We start from the raw sequence: 17,482 nt of genomic DNA, 5'->3' as shown, positions 1-17,482 counted from the left end.
GCGGGGAGTAGATTGCGCGAGCCGCTAATTAGAGGCGTCTAATTGCCAGCGGATATGAGCCAGCGGTTGAAACCGCGCCTAGAAGTGCGCCAAAGTCCACCTTCGTGGACTCAATGCTTTTAATCGCACATCAAGACGATATTGCCAAAGATGATGTAACCCACGCAGGTGGGTTTCCGCGCTCTTGCAGGCGCGGTTTCAACCGCCGGCTCCTATCCGCTGGCGTTGTGATAAGCGTCTGTACAAGATGATTGACTGAAGGATCGAGTACCCATGCCATTCCCATCCACCGAAGCGAGAGGCTCGCTCTCGGAATTGATTACCCAGGGCATCGTCGCCGCCGACCGATTGCCGATGCCCACGCCCGTTCCGAACGTGCCGGGTTACAAAGACATTGAGACGCACGGGACGACCGTCATCGCTGTCAAGTATAAAGATGGCCTGATCAATGTCGCCGACCGACGCGCGACCGCCGGCTACACGATCATGTACGATCAGGCCGAAAAAGTGTTGGCGCTCGACGATCATACGCTGATCTCCATCTCAGGCTCGTTCGCCAAGAGCATCGAAGTCGTGCGCTATCTGCGCCATACGTTTAAGTATTTTGAGCGCTCCCAGCTTCAGCCCATGTCGATGGAAGGCAAGCTGATGGAATTGCAGCGCGTGATCGCGAACAACATGCCGGCGGCCCTGCAAGGGATCGGCGCATTTATCCCGGTTCTCTCGACGTTCGACACCGAGGAGAACCAGGGACGTATCTACTTCTACGACGCCATGGGCGGCCAGTTCGAGACAGCTGAGTATGGCGCGGCCGGCAGCGGCTCGGGGCCGATCCGAGGCGCGTTTGAGTATATCCTGCGCACCAAGGGGCCGTTCCGCGAGATGGACCGAAATACGGCGCTGAAGGAAACGATCACGCTGCTGGAGATCGCCGCCGATCTCGACACCGCCACCGGCGGCTCGGCGAAGTTCCTGCCGGCGGCCAAGTACATTACCGCTGACGGTATTCACGATTTCACGGACGACGAAATTAAGACCGCGCTCGGCCGCGCCTAATCGCCGTCCCAGTACGCAGGAGTAAACATTTGCCTTCCTATAGCCCTTACGACTGGAACGAGAGTATCCAGCAGCGAAATGAATTTATCGAAGACCGTCTCAAGGACGGCAGTCCTGTCGTCGCATTGACGTATGACGCGGGCGTCTTATTGGTCTCCGTACGGCAGACGCAGCGCAAAGTGTATGAGATCTACGATCGCTTAATGTTCAGCGCGATCGGCAATCACAGCGATATCGAGCAGATCCGAAGCGCGGCGATTGATGTCGCGCACTCGGAAGGCTTCTCGCGCTCGCCCGACGATGTCAGCATTCAGCGCATGGTCAGTTTCCGAATCTCGCCGGCGATCAAGAAGGTCTACAGCGATCCGTTCGCGCAGCCGATCGTCTTCCGGGGTATCTTTGTCGAACTGGGCAAAAAGGCCGAGCGCGATCAGATTGTGACCCTTTCTTATGACGGCGAGTTTTCCAGCAGCCTCGGCCACGCAGTCGTCGCCGGCTCGGCGTACGCCGAGGATCGGATGCGTGAGCATCTGACCACGGAGACGAGCGGCGGCGTTCCCACACTAGCCCAGGCCCTTACGGCCGGCGTTTACGCCTGGGGCGTCGGCGCCAAGCACCTGGACGCCGAGGACCGCGCCGACGCTGATTATTCCACCGAAGGCGAAGGCAAGAGCGACGTCTCAGCCTTCATCAAGGAGAAATTGGCGAAGGGCTGGGTTCTGGAAGCGGGCGTGCTGGAGCGTAACACCACGCGCGAAAGCAAGTTTCGGCTGCTGACCGAGAGCGAACTGTCTGAAACACTGACTGCGTATCGCACGGAATAGAAATAAAGGCGGGTGGGGATGGAAAAGAGAATTTTTGGGATCGAGACCGAGTTCGGCTGCATGGTCCGTGATGACGCCGCCGGCACCCCCGAGATGATCGTCGAGATGGTGAAAGATCACGCGTTCTACAAGGACAAGCTAGGGCTGATCGACCTGCACGCGCGCGACTACGCCTTCGAGCCGGCGCGGTGCGGCGGTTTCCTGCGGTCCGGCGGGCGTCTTTATATTGACGCCGTCGGCTCGCATATGGAGTACGCCACGCCGGAATGCACCGAGTTCAAAGACATCGTCGCTTACGACAAGGCGGGGCGCGTCATTCTCAATCGGCTGCTGCGTGAGCTCAATCTTCAGGATCAAGTCTCTTTCCATTCCAACTCCGTGGACCACTTTGGCGGCCACACGTTCGGCTGTCATGAGAACTATCTCGTGCAGATCGACGATCAGAACTTCCTGGAAGCTCTGGCGAGCCTGATGCCGTTTTTGGTGACCCGGCAGATCTTCGCCGGCGTCGGACGCGTGGGCGGGCACCGGCTTAACTACAAGAGCCTCAAGAATAATATTATGACCATCTCGGATTACGAGGTGGATTATCAGTGGGTCGGCAATTTCTACGGCGTCGAAGTCGACCCTACCGTCGATTTCCAATTATCGCAGCGCGCCGACCATATCGTCAAGACAATCTCATCGCGCGTTCGCTTCAATCGGGCGATCATCAACCCTAAGTGGGATTCGTACTACAATTATCTCAACATGCACCGCCTGCATATTCTGTTCGGCGAGTGCAACATGAGCGAGTATGCAACTCTGATGAAAGTCGGCACGACCAGTATCTGTCTGGACTTGATTGAAGACGGCGTGGTGCTGCACGATGTCGAGCTTCGCGACGCTCTCGAATCGCTGAAAAGCGTCTCACGCGACCCGACCTGGAAGTGGATCGTGACGCGTAAGGATGGGTCCACAATTAAAGCCGTCGATCTTCAGCGTCTCTACTTGAACGCCGCTAAGAAGCGTTACACGGGACGCGATGAGCAGACGGATCACATGCTGGGCGAGTGGGAATACGTGCTCGATATGCTGGAGAAGGACCCGTACTTGCTGGCGGACAAACTTGATTGGGTCGCCAAGCGCAAGATGCTGGAAGAGTTCATGGAAGCCGACGGGGAAGTGAAGTGGGGCGACGACGTTCTGCATTCGCTGGACCTGGAATATCATAATGTCAGCCCTGACGATGGACTTTACTATGGTCTAGAGCAGGCGGGATTGGTTGAGCGAGTGACCACGGACCGGCGTATTTTCGAGGCGATGACGACGCCGCCGCAGACGACGCGCGCGAAGGGCCGGGGGATGGTTATCGACAAGCTTCTGGCGACCAATTACCGCGACTATGTGATTGACTGGGACCTGATCTATCTCTCGAAGCGCCTGCATCTGGAGCTCAAGGACCCATTCAACACCTACGAATCGGAAGCGAAGCTATTCTCATCGGGACTATCTTAAAGCTCGGCCGGTAATCGTTATTTGGATCACTTCAGCTTCTGTAATCTTAACTACTTTGGTCTTCGTTGGAAATTCGCTTGACTCCTCCTGCCCCTTTTGCTATACTTTGGACAGGAGGTTCTTGTAATGACCGGCGTATCAGATCACACATTCCCCGCCCAGCCGGACCCAGAGCATCAAAACGACGAGAGCAATTCGTCGGCGACGGATACGGCGCAAGTCAGCCTGTCATCGATGCCATGGCTGCGCGAGGATATCGAGGACGCGCCCTTCTGGAAAGAAGTGCAGGCGTTCAATCAGCTGGCGCAGACAACGATCGATGAATATTATGGACGGTATGTCGCCGTCTATCAGGGAAATATCGTCGATTCGGACGCCGATGAAGGCGAGCTCGCGCTTCGTTTTTACCGCACTTTCGGCTATGTCCCAGTGTATATCCACAAAGTGGGAACCGAAGAAGGGCTGGTGGAGGTCGACGACTGACCTCCGCCCGCTTCTTCCGTTTCCCATCCCCGTGTCTATCCTGTATTCTTCAGACCGGCGGCTACGCCGTTGATCGAAAGCAGCACCGCCGCGCGCAGGTCGCGGCGCTGGCCGCGTATTGCGTCCGCTCCTTCTTGTGTCGCCCCATCTTCCGCCGGAACCTCGCGCAGCCGGCGCAGCAGCTCCACTTGCAGATAACTCAGTGGGTCTACATACGGATTACGCAGCCGAATGGATTTCTGCAGCACTGGGCTGTTGTCCAGCAGCGCGCCGCCCCCCATGATCTTGCAGACAATCTCCACCGAGTCGCGATACTCCTGTGAGATCACGCCATACACCCGCTCCCGCAGCGTCTCATCTGAAACCAGGCCGGCGTATTTCGCGGCAATATCCATGTCTGCTTTCGCCAGGGACATCTGCGCGTTGTCCAAAGTCGTTCGAAAGAACGCCCAGTTCTGATACATTTCCTGAAGACGGCTCAAATGCTCCGGCGATCGGGCGGCGTAGCGGCCCATGGATGCGCCCACGCCGTACCAGCCGGGGAGGGTGTAGCGACTCTGCATCCAGGAAAAGACCCAGGGAATGGCGCGCAGATCCTCGATCTTATCCGATGCCGTGCGCTTGGGCGGGCGCGATCCGATGTTGAGCTGGGCCAGCTCCCCAATGGGCGTCGCCTCATGGAAGAACCGTACGAACTCGGGATCTTCGTAGACCAAACCGCGATAGGCTTTGAATGCATCGTCGGAAATCTCGTCCATCGCCGCAATCCACTCCGGCTTCGGTTCCGAGTGGCCGGGCTTGGCGGCCTCGGCGCTTGCAGTGAGTACGGCGTGGACGGTCTGCTCTAGGTTGCGATAGGCGATCCGTTCATCGAAGTATCGCGCCGCAATGACTTCACCCTGCTCGGTGATCTTCAAGCGTCCTTGGATGCTGCCGGGTGGCTGAGCCAGGATCGCCTTGTTCGCCGGGCCGCCGCCGCGTCCCACCGCGCCGCCGCGGCCATGGAAGATACGAAGCGCGATTCCGTGCTTTTGAGACACTTCGGCTAGCTTTGTCTGCGCGACGTAAAGTTTCCAGTTCGCTGTGACATATCCGCCGTCTTTGTTACTGTCCGAATAACCGACCATGACTTCCTGCTGATTGCCGCGCGCTTCGATGTTCTTGCGATAGACGGGATTGGATAGGAGCGTATCGAGAACCTGCGGGGCGTTTTCCAAATCGGCGATCGTTTCGAACAGCGGGACGACGTCGATGCTGGAGACGAAATGGTCGCCCTCGATCTTCAGCAGGCGCGCTTCTTTCGCCAGCAGCAGCATGGCGAGCACATCCGAAACCGTGGAGGCCATAGACATGATCAGCGAGCCGATCGCTTCTGGGCCGATCTGTTCGGTCTTGGCTTTGGCGAGACGCAGAAGATTGATCGTCTCGTTGGCCGTGTCATCGTAATCCAATTCGGCTGGGATCAGCGGGCGCGGGTTGGCGATCTCTCGCTCCAGCAGCGCGATCTTCGCATCTTCGTCCTGGGCGTTCCAATCCACGCCCAGCGGTGCGAAGACGGCGGCGAGAGCGCCAATATATTTCTCTTTATGGTCCCGAATATCCAGACGGGCGAGATGGAAGCCGAAAACACGAACCTGGTTGAGGAACGGCGCCAGGGTGCGCTCGGCGGCGAAGCAGCCGTTATTCTGCCGCAAGGATCGGTCCACGATTTCCAAATCTCGGAGGAAGTCGTCGGCGCTTTCGTAGGGAATGGTGGCCGCTTGACCATTCAGGCGGCGCTGCGTGTGGCGAAGGCGCTCCCAAATGAACTCCATTTTCCGACGGTAAGGTTCGGTCTGGCTGCGGTTTGCCGCTTCCACCGCCACATCGGGCAGCAGCGCCGCGTCCTTTAAGAGAGACTGCTCCAGCTCCTCCGAGACGCCGACATAGTGGCGAGACTGCGACAGACGGTCGCTCAGGCCACGGATCGCCGGGATGTAATAGGACAGGGCGAGATCGGCGTGCAGACGCAGGATTTCCGCCGTGTGATCCAGGGTGATGGTCGGGTTGCCGTCGCGGTCGCCACCGATCCACGAGCCGTATTCCAGAAACGAAGGGATGTCGAAGGTTTCGCCGGGATAATACTCGGCCAGCGCCGTGCGCAGGTCGTCGTAAATTTTGGGAGTGACGGCGATCAATGTCTGGCTGAAGTAAAAGAGGACGTTGCGCGCTTCGTCGAGCACGGACAAACGCCGCTGCCGGACTTCATCGGTCTGCCATAAAATCTCCACCTCGGCGGCGATCTCCGCCTCCAGCCCCTGCGCCTCGCTGTGTGAAAGCAGGGGATCTTCCTGGCGAGTGAGCACGTCCGACAATCGATGAAGCTTCTGCTGGACGCTGCGCCGCCGGGATTCGGTAGGGTGCGCCGTGAAGACGAGCTGGATCGACAGAGCACGGACGAGGTCGCGCATCTGCTGGACATCCGCCCCGGATTCCTTCAGCGCGCGAACCGCCTCTCGGATGGACTCACGACGCGGCGCGGCGCTCGCTTCGGCTGAGCGGCGGCGGTTGACCCGGGCGATCTCCTTGAGCTCTGCCAAATTGATCAGCTGGAAGAATGTGGTGAAGGCTTTGAGAACCGGCAGCGCGGTGGCGAAGTCCATGCCGGCGAACAGGGCGTCGAGCTCCCGCTCCGCCGGATCGGCGCCCCGGCTGCGGCGGGCTTCCTTGGTGAGCGCCCGGATCTTCTCCACGCGCTCGTAGAGAGGAGCCCCGCCTTGCTCGCGCAGCACCAGCCCCAGCGCGTTTCCCAGAGTGCGCACATCGCGCGCCAATTCGCCTCCGCCTTCGGAATCTGTGTTTCGAACATCGTTTTTCAAACTTGACATGACGGTATTGTACCCACTCGGCGTACGGACATGATCTTTCGTTGACGAACTTCGCCGCGCGCGGGTATCCTACGGAAAATCTCTGGGAGACCGCCGTTTTATGCCACGCGACATTGTGCTCGGCAACGGAGAATTGCTCGTCAATCTCGACCGTCATCTCTCCGTCCGCGATATTTACTATCCCTATGTCGGCTGGGCGAACCACGTCGGCGGTTATCGGTGCCGAATCGGTGTTTGGACGGGGGAGGGGCGCTTCTCCTGGCTCGACGATTCCTGGGAATGGCGGATCGGTTACGAAGACGCGACCCTCATCACGCAGTGCACCGCGCGCAGCCGCGACCTTGGCCTGCTCCTCACCTTTCGGCAAGCCGTCGCGCACGACCGCAACCTTTTTCTCCAGCATGTGATCGTCGAAAACTTATGGGATGGAGACCGCGATGTCCGGCTCTTCTTTGCGCACGACCTGCGTATCGACGAATCCGACATCGGCGACACCGCCCTCTACTATCCCTACGAAGACGCAATGGTCCATTATAAGCGGGACCGTTACTTCTTGTTTTCTGGCTATGTCGGCGAAGTTGTTTCGGAGACGAGCGGGCGTATCTTTCAATACGCCTGCGGCGAGAAGGGCTTTCGCGGCGCCGAGGGCGCCTGGCGGGACGCCGAGGATGGCGTGCTGTCCATGAACGCGATCGCGCAGGGCTCCGTGGACAGCGTCGCAAGCTATTCGCTCGCGCTTCCCGCGCATGGGCGGGAGACGCTGCGCGTGTGGATGGCGGCGGCGGCAAGTTTAGAAGCAGCGGTCACACTGCATGCGTCCATGAAGACGGAGTTCGATGAGACGATGCGTCGAACCGGCGCGTACTGGAAAGCATATGGTCATCGTCGCGAGGATTTGGACAAGCTGCCGCCCCGCGTCGCCGAGGTCTTTGTCCGCAGTATTTTGATTGTGCGCACGCAGTGTGACAAGCGCGGCGCGATTTTAGCGTCCAACGACAGCGACATCATGGAGACAGCGCGCGCGCATTACTCCTACATGTGGCCGCGCGACGGCGCCCTGGCCTCGGCTGCCTTGGACAAGATCGGCGTGGAGGAGATCACCAAGCCATTTTTCGAGTTCTGTGCGCGCGTTCTTCCTAAGAACCCCGCAGCGCTGCTGCACAAGTACGGCCCGGACGGAACCGTCGGCGCTTCGTGGCATGCCTACGCAACCCCCGACGGCGGGCGCGAAACGCCGATCCAGGAAGACGGCACGGCGCTCGTGGTCTGGTCGCTATGGCGGCACTTCGAGAAGTACAATGATACGGAGTTCGCGGCTCGTATGTATGAGGCGTTCGTGAAACCCGCTTCGGACTTCATGGCGTCCTATCGCTATGCCGACAGCAAGCTGCCGCTGCCAAGCTGGGATCTGTGGGAAGAGCGGCGCGGAACACACATCTACACGACTTCGACGGTCTGCGCGGCGCTCTTTGCAGCGGCCCAATTCGCCGCGATCTTCGGTCACGACGCTGACCGCCTGAAGTATCAGATTGCTGGCGAAGAAGTTCGGCAGTCGATCCTGACGCACTTCTGGGACAACGACGCGCGTCATTTCGCGCGCATGGTCATGGTCCATGCCGACGGCGCCATCGAGCGTGATTTAACCGTCGATTCTTCGTCTTACGCCGTCTTCGCCTTCGGCGTTCTTCTCGCCGATGACCCGCACGTGACTGCGATGATGGAGGCGATCGGCCGCAAGCTGTGGGTGCACGCGGGCGCGGGCGGCGTCGCGCGCTACGAGCGGGATTACTACTTCCATGTGACCGACGACTTCGCGAAAGTCCCCGGAAATCCATGGATCATCTGCACGCTCTGGCTCGCCGAATGGTATATTGCTACTGCGAAGTCGTCCCACGATCTGGCGCGCTCGCTCGATCTGCTGGAGTGGGTGGGGGTATGCGCGCGGCATACGGGAATACTGTCCGAGCAAGTCAACCCATTTACCCTGGAGCCGCTGTCCGTGGCGCCGCTGACGTGGTCGCACGCGCAATTTGTCAACACGACGATCGAATACTTGGACGCATTGGCGAAGTTTGATGGAGTGTAGTGAATGTTATCGGATTTCGCCGGGCATTGATCGTCAATCGCGGGCAATATTAGGAGAACAAGCCGTTTCGGCGAATATGGAACTTTATAGGCGAGCCATTCGTTACCTCGTAACATGGAACTCGCGATACAGAGAAGGCGGGGTTTCGTGATGCGCAAGCCGCAGAACGAAACGGCGCCGGAGCCGAACAACTCACGACCTCCGGGCGTGGCGCGCGCGGAGTTTGGGCGTATCGCCCGTGACACCCAGGCGCGGCTGCTGCGCGCCGCCCGGCGCATGGCGATGGGCGACGACGACCGCGCGGCGGACCTCGTGCAGAACGCGCTCGTGCGCGGCTATGAGGCGTTTCTACAGGGACGCTTTACCCCCGGCAGCAACGCCTACGCCTGGCTGCTGCGCATCATGACGAATGACTACATTAACAGTTATCGACACAGCAAGAAATGGGACGCCGGGATCGATGTCGATACCCTGACGCGCGGCGGCGAGATAGCGCCGCCCAGCGCGCATGCGGCTTCCGAGGACCGTCCGGACACGGCGCTGCTTTCGGGGATCATGGACGAAGAGCTGGAGCGTGCGCTGGCGTCGCTGTCGGAGCCGCTGCGTATGTGCGTGATGCTGGTCGATGTCGAAGGACTCGACTATGCGGAAGCCGCCGCCGCCCTGGAAATCCCTATTGGAACCGTCCGATCGCGCCTTTCCCGGGCGCGCATGATGCTGCACGCGCAGCTTGTGGATTACGCCCGCAGCCGGAGACGATTGTGAAAGAACCGCAGACAATACAGCCTATCCGGCCATGCTGGCATACCCGCTCCCTCCTTTCCGCGCTCGTCGATGGGGAATTGACCGGATGGGTACGCAAGTACGTTCAGTGGCATGTGGCCCATTGCCCGCGCTGTCTGGCGGCTCTCGACGCCCTGAAACAGCTCTCGCAGCGTCTGCGCGGCCTGGGAGAACCGGCGTCGCTCGCTGCTGATAATAAGATCCAAGCTCCCACGCTTTCCGCCGACCGATGGACGGCGATGGAGGCCGCCTGGGAAAAGGCAGAGCGAACGGTTCCGTAATTCTGGCCATGAGAACGGCGCCGGCGGTTAAAACCGCACCTGCAAGTGCGCCAAAGTCCACCTGCGTGGACTCAATGCCGATAGTCCACTGTCATGATAATCACATACCGGCATTTGCAACCCGCGCAGGCGGGTTTCTGCGCTTTTGCAGGCGCGGTTTTAACCGCCGGCGCCCGAATTGCCGATGGACGCTTGCTTCTTTTTCGTCTTCTTCTTTCTCTCCTCGTCTTTCTCCAATCTCCATTTGCTGTAATCGCGGTTGACTTTGCCCTTAGCCCGGTGCTATAATTTCGGGTCGGCTGCCAACGATGCAGGCAGCCTTAAAAGGGGCGAGCAAGATGGCGAACACTGTGGTTGTGGGAGCGATGTGGGGCGATGAGTCGAAAGGCAAGCTCATTGACTATCTCGCACACGACAAAGACGTTGTAGTCCGATGGGGCGGCGGATCGAATGCGGGCCACACGGTTGTGGTGGACGATCAGGAGTACAAGCTGCACCTGATTCCGGCGGGCATTTTGCACCCGGAAACGCTTTGCGTGGTGGCGGACGGCGTTGTCCTCGACCCGGCGTCGTTTGTCGGTGAGATCAACCATCTTCAGGGACGCGGCGTGACCTGCGACAACTTGAAGATCAGCGGCAACGCACATGTCGTGCTGCCTTACCACAACCTGCTCGACGAGCTGGAAGAGAAGCGCAAGGGCAAAAATGCTCTGGGAACCACGGGACGAGGAATCGGCCCGGCGTACCAGGACAAAGCGGCGCGCACCGGAATCCGGATGCGTGAGTTTGTCGATCCCGATCTATTTCCGGCGCGATTGACCGAAGCTCTGGAGCTCAAAAACGAACTCCTGACAAAGATTTATGGCGTCCCGGCGCTGAAGGCCGAAGATATCATTGCGGCCCTGACGCCGCACGCCGAAGCGCTGCGCCCTTATGTGGACGACACCGCGCTGCGCGTGGCCTACGCCGCGAAGTCCGGCAAGAAGGTCCTGTTCGAAGGCGCACAGGCGACGCTTCTGGACATTGACCTCGGCACCTATCCTTACGTTACCTCCTCGCACCCGTCTGCCGGCGGTTCCTGTATTGGTACGGGCCTCGGGCCGACCCAGATCGATCAGATCATCGCCGTTTCCAAGTCGTACACAACGCGTGTCGGCGCGGGCGCTTTTCCGACCGAGCTTGAGAACGAGATCGGCGATTTGATCCGTGACCGCGGCGCCGAGTACGGCACTACCACCGGACGGCCTCGCCGCTGCGGCTGGCTTGACGGCGTCGCGCTGCGCTACTCCTCGCTCGTGAACGGTTTGACCGACCTGTACGTGGGCCATATGGACGTGCTTTGCGGCTTCGAGGAAGTCAAGATCGCTACGGCGTACGAACTGGACGGCAAAACCATTCAGGACTTCCCGAGCGATCAGGCGCGTCTGAGCCGCTGCAAGCCGATCTACCAGACCCTTCCGGGCTGGAAGGAAGATGTCAGCAACGTCAAGACCTACGAAGAGCTTCCCGGCAACGCCCGTCGCTTTATCGAGACGATCGAAGCGCTGATCGACGTGCCGATCACGATGATCTCCGTCGGCCGCCGCCGCGACCAGACCCTGTTCCGCCAACCGTAATTACTGAAAAGCAACGAAAAGGTTTCTCTCTTTATGCGTAAGAAGATCATTGCCGGCAACTGGAAAATGAACAAGACGGTCGGTGAGGCGCTGGCCTTCGCCGAGGCGCTGACGCCGCTCGTCGCCGGAAAAGACTCGGTGGATATCGTTATCTGTCCGCCTTACACGGCGCTGTACTCGGTCTCCAAGGCTTTCGAAGGCACGTCTGTCGCAACGGCTGCGCAGGGCGTGTTCTGGAAGACGAGCGGCGCATACACATCGTATGTGTCGTCGCCGCTGATCCTGGACGCCGGCGCGAAGTACGTTCTGATCGGCCACTCGGAGACGCGCGGCCGTTTCGGCGTCGCCGAGGAAGGCTTGACCGACGACCTGCTGAAGGCGTTTGGCGAGACCGACGCCGGCGTTAACGTGAAGGCGAAGGCTGCTCTGACGGCCGGCCTGATCCCGATCATCTGCATCGGCGAAACGCTGGGCGAGCGCAAGGACGGTGCGACCGACGTTACCGTGGCCGATCAAGTTGTGAAGGCTTTGGAAGGAATTTCTGCAGAGCTGGTCAGCACGCAGGTAATTTTCGCTTATGAGCCCGTTTGGGCGATTGGGACCGGCGAAGTCTGCGCCGCCGATGAAGCGAACCGCGTCTGCGGCGTCGTCCGCGCCACCATCGAGAGCCGCTACGGAGCCGAGACGGCCAGCGCCGTCCGCATCCAGTACGGCGGCTCCATGAAGCCCGACAACGCGGCCGAATTGCTCTCACAGGAGCATATCGACGGCGGTTTGATCGGCGGCGCGAGCTTGAAGCCCGCGGACTTTGCGGCGATTGTCGCCGCCGCCGCTGGCTAGTCGTTCCCCTTGGCCTTTTGCGCCCTGCAAACTTCCGTTTGCAGGGCTCGAATTCCGGGAACAAGATCTTAGTAAGCAATGTTCTACCCATGTCGAACGTTTACGGAGGTATTGGTCCCATGAAAACATCGGTCAACATATTTCAGCGCCGGACATTGGCGCCACTTGCCGCCATCATTGCCTTGAGCGCCGCTCTTCCGGCCTCGGCGGCGTCTTCCCTTTCGTTCAATTCCATACCTGTCAGCGACGCCGTCGCGCAGATTGATAATCAGCTTGGCGTGACGATTTCCCTCAAGCAGGGCATTGACCCGAACGCCCGCGTAACATTCTCCGTCAGCGACTTGCAGGGCCCGGGCGCCCGTCTCGACGCGATCAACCAATTGGCGAATGCGCTGAACGCAGATTTTCAAAAGGTCATTGTCGTCCGCAGCGCATCAGCGGACACTTCCACGCCGGCGCCCGTGATGGACTCCGATGCGCCTGTCCACTTTAAGGCTGGAACGATGTCCGTACGCGACGCCATCCAGACCGTGGCCGAGGTGGATAGCGCCGTCGCGAAGATGACGGAGAATATTGACGGCTCCGTCACATTCAATGGAGACGAGATGACCGTCAAGCAAGCGGCGGCGTCGATCGCGCGCCAGTCGCACACGCTGTGGAAAACTTTTTACGCCATCACGCCTCGCAACGGCGCCGGCTCTACCGCAGGGAAGATCATTGGCTACACAGGCGCTGGTAAGCCGATCCTGGAACTGCCGTATCGCACGTTCCGGGAGGCGACAACTCCTCCGCCTCCGGTAGTCGATCCCGCCGCCGTCAATCCCGATGGCTCTCCGGTGGATCCGAACGTCGCGAACGCCGCTCCGGCATACCCCCCGATGGCGTACAATCCGTACTTCGGCTACTATGGCGGCAATTACAATCCCTACTATCAGAACGGGATCGTCAATACCGGTGGTTCCGGCTTTTCCGCGCCTGGTGTGACGGTTCTGCCGGGATGGCCCGGGTACGGGTTTAACGGTCCGACCGTGATCAATACCAGCCCGACCTACTATCCCTATCGCTAGTTCATTGAGGATACTGAGTGACCGAACTGCTTGCTTCCCGCTTGATCCGTGACATCCCCGACTTTCCAAAGCCGGGGATTCTCTTTAAAGATATCACGCCGGTCCTGGCGAACTACGCCGCGTTCCAGGAAATCATCGATCATTGCGTCGAATGGGCGTCCGGCAAAGCGCCCGACATCATCATCGGCATTGAGTCGCGCGGCTTCGTCTTTGGAACGCCTATCGCTTTGGCGATGGGGCTAGGCTTCGTCCCCATTCGCAAAATCGGCAAGCTGCCGCATGAGACCATTCGGGAAGAGTATGCGCTGGAGTATGGAGCCAATGCGGTGGAAGTGCATCGCGACGCCATCCGGCCCGGCCAGCGCGTGCTGATCGTGGATGACCTGCTGGCGACCGGAGGCACCGCCGCCGCCGCCGCACGGCTTGTGGAGGCGCTCGGCGGCAAAGTCGTCGGATTTAGCTTCTTGATCGAGCTGGAGTTTTTGAACGGTCGCGCCGCTCTTGGCGACTATGATATCCAAGCGCTTTTGAAGTATTGATTTGAAGTACTGCGAAATTCACGAGAGAAAGGGTGGGACGATTTTTCGTCCCGCCCTTTCTCTTTTATTCCTCATCATCCTGATCGCTGATCAGGGGAAGCATGTCTAAGCGGGCATCATTCGATGTCTTCATCTGATCGCGCAGCGTCATCACTTGTTTCGTCATGATCGAGTCCATGGAGCCTGATTCGGAATTGGCGATCCAGGCCATCATGGAAGAAAGCGTCAGCTCCTTGAGGTATGCGAAGGAAAACTCGGCTGTGGCCTTGCCTATCTTTTGCAGCCTTTCATCGGAAAGCCGCATTTCCTCCTGGCTTGCCATGTTCCACCGTGAAAGATACTCCAGGCGCTCCGTTTCGGCGGGAAGCTCGAACGTATATTTTCGATCGAAGCGGCTGGGGCGGTCAAGGATCGCCGAGTCCAGGCGTTCCGGGTGATTCGTCGTTGCGATCACAACAACTCCTGTGTTCGTCTCAAAGCCATCCATCTCGTTGAGAAAAAATGAGCGATTGCCGTCATCAATGAGAGAATCCAAATCCTCGAAGATCAGCAGACATGGCGTTGTCTGCCTGGCGCGCGCAAACACCGCGTGAATGCTTTCGTGATCGTTGCCGTAGCGCGTTTTGAAACTCTTGACGTACAGACATGGCTTGTCCAGCCAATTGATCAGTGACTTGACGGCGTGCGTCTTTCCGTTTCCGGGCGAGCCCAGGAACAATACGCCGCGCTTCCACGGAACGGAGTAGCGCTCATAGACACTGCGGGATGAAAAGAAATCCGAGAAGTCAGCTTGAAGCTGATCGCGCATGGCCGCCGGCAGCACCAGATTGTCGAAGGTCGAATTCTTGATGGACTGATAGAGCTCCGGGCTCTTTGCCCACTGTCCGTTATCAAAGACCAGCACCACGTTTTCCGGCTGAGAGTCCCAGTCGCAAACGGCTTCCAGAAAGTCGGTCGCTGTCTGCTTATCTTGACTGACGATCCAATAGTGTCGTGTGCGGCAATATGCGAATGACCAGGTGGCGAAGAGGACTTTGATTTCCGCGTCACGCCAGCGGATATGGAAGAAGCCGTCTTCGATCCCTTCCGCGACACCGCGTTTGTAGCCATGCCACCGTGTCGCCATACTCGCGAAGATCTTGGAATCAGGCTCGTAGGAACAAAATCCAGCGCGGGCGTAGCCCTCCAGATTGAAGTGCCCGTCTGAGCTGGAAATCACGGATCGGTCTGGAAATTCCAGAGCCATGGCTGCGCCGATCGTATAGCGCAGAGAATCCGCAGACTGTAAAAGAGCGGTGTTGAGCAGAGTGTCGAGCGGCATTGAGGTGGCTCCAAGCGCATGTTTATTTGAAGGATCGGGTGCGCACTACATGGTATTATATCCGCTGCCTTGCTTTATTTTACCGATTTTCAAGGTTTCACATTCTGATTTAGTTTCGCGCGGTAATTGAACCGATCGTCGGGCGCGGCGTCTCCGTTCAGTGTGAAATCCGTCCAGTCTCCGCGAGAATGGCAGTGGTCCGCCCACTTGAAGTCAATTGCCGCCGGCAGTACTTTCGCGCCGATCTTAGCGCGTGGGATCGCGATCTCCAATTCATTCCCCCGTAGGCGGTAAGGAGTACGGGAGATGAGACGCCAGCGATCAAAGCCCCCAAGATTTCGTTCTATGCTGGTCATTTTACCGTCCAGCGTTCGGTTCACCACAAAGTCGTATCCCAGCCATCCCGTGCGATTGTCGGCGTCAGTGTTGAGGTAAAGCCGCATCCAGTCCGGGTTCGTATGCGCCGTCAAGTTCGCCTTTGTCCGGACATAGAAATAGACGTTCTTTGCATCATAACTGACCTTGGCCGTGATGATATCGTTTCGGCCCGTCTTATTGACATAGGCGGCGTGAGTTCCGAAGCCGGGAGCGTTTCGATGGGCGGTGTCTCCAAAGTCATCTCGAAACTCAGGGACCACACTTGTCCAGTCATCGAAGCGCCCGTCGATTTTTACGGGGTGGGGCGCGACGGGCGGCAGCGGATGAACGCCCTTGTAGCGGCGCACGTTGGCGGCGAGCTGGTAGTAGTAATTGTCGCCGTGCCCGCCGCGCATCGGCTCAATATCCCGGCTGAATTCTTGATTGAACTCGTCCACGAAGATCGGCGGCGGCGCGTGAAAGCCCGCCCAATCGTCGTAGAACCCGGCGTCCCATTCGTTCCAGCCCGTGATAAAGACAAAAGGCGGGTTGACCTGGAGCGCGCGCCGCCACTGCTCATCGAAGTTGAAACCCCAGTTCACCGCATTCGGCGTCGTGTCTTCCTTGCCGTTGTGGTAACTGCGTCCGAAGGCGCCTGGGAAGCTCATTGGGGCCGTATTATTCACGATTGCGTTGTAGTTCTGCGCCACGCCGACTGAGATTTCTTCCACAGAGCCATCAGGCGCGGTCTGTGGCGCTTGCGGGTGTATTTGCAGCCACGCCCATGCGCCGGGGTCTGGCTTTGGAATGTTGTATGGAGCAATCGGCGTGCGATAGGTAAAGAATTCACGCAGTGTGCGCGCGCGTTCTTCGGCCGTAGCCGGCGTGAGGGACTGGCCAGGAGAGGCGAACACCTCCGGCTCACTGCCCTCCGTGTATCGCATGCGCAGGTAGCGGCTGCCGAGGACAGGCTCGCCGGTTTGATACGCGCCCGCCAAAGCGGCGGCGCCGCCGTGGGTCCACCAGCCGATGTGTCCCACGGAGCGCGAGATTTCCAGATAGTATTTGCCCGGCGGCAACGCCTTGCCCGTTCCGACCATTAATGTGGCGCTGTCGTTGACATTGGTAAATGACTTCTGAGCGAGTCGCTTACCCTGGGGGCCGTCGGCATACAACGAAAGTGTCAGTCCCGAGTTCTTCGTCGCCCAGGTGGGAAATACACCGCCGGCCTCCTGAAATGATTGGGTGATGGTAAACGTCTGGCCGAGCGTGTCGCCGCCAGCCAAGTTGTCCGCCTGCTGTCGTTCAAGCTGCATCAGCGCCGTGGGATCGGCGTAGCCTGGGTAGGCGATGATCAGCGGCTTGCCCTGCCAGCGAAACCACAGATCCGAGTATTTTCCCGGCGCGTAGATCGTCTCATAGAGCTTGTTGAGCGTTACGGTTCCAATATTGTTTCCATTGCCAAATGGACAGTGGAAGGCAATCTGCGGCGTGCGCAAACCCTCGCGGCGCATCTGCTCCCAGACGCGGCACAGTGTATTGCGCGCCTTGTCGTATGTGACGGCGTTGGAGTTATCGAAGATCACGACATCGACGCCGGCGTTTGAAAGCATCTGGGCATGCTTGCGCAGCACCCATTCATCGTCGCTCGCGTAGTAGCCAAAGAGCGGTTCGCCCCAATAATGCGCGGCAAGCAAAGGGCCCCACGCGGGACTATGGATATCGCGCATCGCCTCAGGATGCGCGGCCAAGATCTTCGAGTTGTCGTAAATCGCATCTTGCTCATGCGCAAAGGTCAGAAAGTAGAACATTCCGACGGTTTTATTCGCGCGTGGAAGCCCGGCTTCCGCTGCCATGGGCAGGGC

At 59.0% G+C, this 17,482-nt stretch carries 14 protein-coding genes; 11 read left to right on the top strand and 3 right to left on the bottom strand.

Translation table 11 applies throughout. The features are described 5' to 3' along the window. Nucleotides 1-273: 273 nt before the first annotated feature. The 4 genes from ABIZ35_RS12580 (at nucleotide 274) to ABIZ35_RS12565 (ending at nucleotide 3,860) form a co-directional block, all read left to right on the top strand. Nucleotides 274-1,056 carry a proteasome subunit alpha gene (locus ABIZ35_RS12580; RefSeq protein ID WP_348220254.1) on the top strand — a complete coding sequence of 261 codons (783 nt, stop codon included), beginning with the start codon at nucleotides 274-276 and terminating at the stop codon, nucleotides 1,054-1,056. Nucleotides 1,057-1,085: 29 nt separating this feature from the next. Further along, on the top strand, nucleotides 1,086-1,880 hold the full coding sequence (locus tag ABIZ35_RS12575; protein WP_348220253.1) for a hypothetical protein: 795 nt from the start codon (nucleotides 1,086-1,088) through the stop codon (nucleotides 1,878-1,880). Nucleotides 1,881-1,898: 18 nt separating this feature from the next. Continuing rightward, a complete protein-coding gene (locus ABIZ35_RS12570; protein WP_348220252.1) occupies nucleotides 1,899-3,377 on the top strand; it encodes a proteasome accessory factor PafA2 family protein in 1,479 nt (492 codons plus the stop codon). A gap of 126 nt (nucleotides 3,378-3,503) precedes the next feature. Then, complete coding sequence (locus ABIZ35_RS12565) at nucleotides 3,504-3,860, top strand: hypothetical protein (protein WP_348220251.1); 357 nt, start codon at nucleotides 3,504-3,506, stop codon at nucleotides 3,858-3,860. 35 nt (nucleotides 3,861-3,895) lie between these two features. Here ABIZ35_RS12565 and ppc read toward each other — a convergent pair whose 3' ends face one another. Continuing rightward, a complete protein-coding gene (ppc, locus tag ABIZ35_RS12560; protein ID WP_348220250.1) occupies nucleotides 3,896-6,727 on the bottom strand; it encodes a phosphoenolpyruvate carboxylase in 2,832 nt (943 codons plus the stop codon). A gap of 100 nt (nucleotides 6,728-6,827) precedes the next feature. On the opposite strand from ppc, the gene ABIZ35_RS12555 reads away from it, so the two are divergent. From ABIZ35_RS12555 to ABIZ35_RS12525, 7 genes are all read left to right on the top strand, one after another. Continuing rightward, nucleotides 6,828-8,813 carry a glycoside hydrolase family 15 protein gene (locus ABIZ35_RS12555; RefSeq protein ID WP_348220249.1) on the top strand — a complete coding sequence of 662 codons (1,986 nt, stop codon included), beginning with the start codon at nucleotides 6,828-6,830 and terminating at the stop codon, nucleotides 8,811-8,813. A 150-nt stretch (nucleotides 8,814-8,963) separates the two neighbouring features. After that, nucleotides 8,964-9,578, top strand: coding sequence for a sigma-70 family RNA polymerase sigma factor (locus ABIZ35_RS12550; RefSeq protein WP_348220248.1), 615 nt, complete (start codon nucleotides 8,964-8,966; stop codon nucleotides 9,576-9,578). Then, nucleotides 9,575-9,877, top strand: a complete 303-nt coding sequence (locus ABIZ35_RS12545; RefSeq protein ID WP_348220247.1) for a zf-HC2 domain-containing protein — start codon at nucleotides 9,575-9,577, stop codon at nucleotides 9,875-9,877. Before ABIZ35_RS12550 ends, ABIZ35_RS12545 begins: the two co-directional genes overlap by 4 nt. A 338-nt stretch (nucleotides 9,878-10,215) precedes the next feature. Then, nucleotides 10,216-11,493 carry an adenylosuccinate synthase gene (locus tag ABIZ35_RS12540; protein WP_348220246.1) on the top strand — a complete coding sequence of 426 codons (1,278 nt, stop codon included), beginning with the start codon at nucleotides 10,216-10,218 and terminating at the stop codon, nucleotides 11,491-11,493. Between the two features lie 33 nt (nucleotides 11,494-11,526). Beyond that, on the top strand, nucleotides 11,527-12,333 hold the full coding sequence (gene tpiA / locus ABIZ35_RS12535; protein WP_348220245.1) for a triose-phosphate isomerase: 807 nt from the start codon (nucleotides 11,527-11,529) through the stop codon (nucleotides 12,331-12,333). A 119-nt stretch (nucleotides 12,334-12,452) separates the two neighbouring features. Next, nucleotides 12,453-13,400: a hypothetical protein gene (locus ABIZ35_RS12530; protein WP_348220244.1), complete on the top strand. Its 948-nt coding sequence runs from the start codon at nucleotides 12,453-12,455 to the stop codon at nucleotides 13,398-13,400. Nucleotides 13,401-13,426: 26 nt separating this feature from the next. Then, nucleotides 13,427-13,939: an adenine phosphoribosyltransferase gene (locus tag ABIZ35_RS12525; RefSeq protein WP_348220256.1), complete on the top strand. Its 513-nt coding sequence runs from the start codon at nucleotides 13,427-13,429 to the stop codon at nucleotides 13,937-13,939. A gap of 64 nt (nucleotides 13,940-14,003) precedes the next feature. Here the strand turns inward: ABIZ35_RS12525 and ABIZ35_RS12520 are convergent, their stop codons facing one another. Beyond that, nucleotides 14,004-15,260 (bottom strand): ATP-binding protein, encoded by a 1,257-nt coding sequence (locus ABIZ35_RS12520; protein ID WP_348220243.1) that lies wholly within the window; start codon nucleotides 15,258-15,260, stop codon nucleotides 14,004-14,006. A gap of 89 nt (nucleotides 15,261-15,349) precedes the next feature. Beyond that, a complete protein-coding gene (locus ABIZ35_RS12515; protein ID WP_348220242.1) occupies nucleotides 15,350-17,473 on the bottom strand; it encodes a hypothetical protein in 2,124 nt (707 codons plus the stop codon). Nucleotides 17,474-17,482: the final 9 nt, after the last annotated feature.

Origin of the sequence: Capsulimonas sp. (assembly GCF_039929585.1) — a bacterium.
Taxonomy (GTDB): domain Bacteria; phylum Armatimonadota; class Armatimonadia; order Armatimonadales; family Capsulimonadaceae; genus Capsulimonas.
Note: the sequence above shows the minus strand (reverse complement) of the source record. Positions and strands in the feature narration are given on the sequence as shown.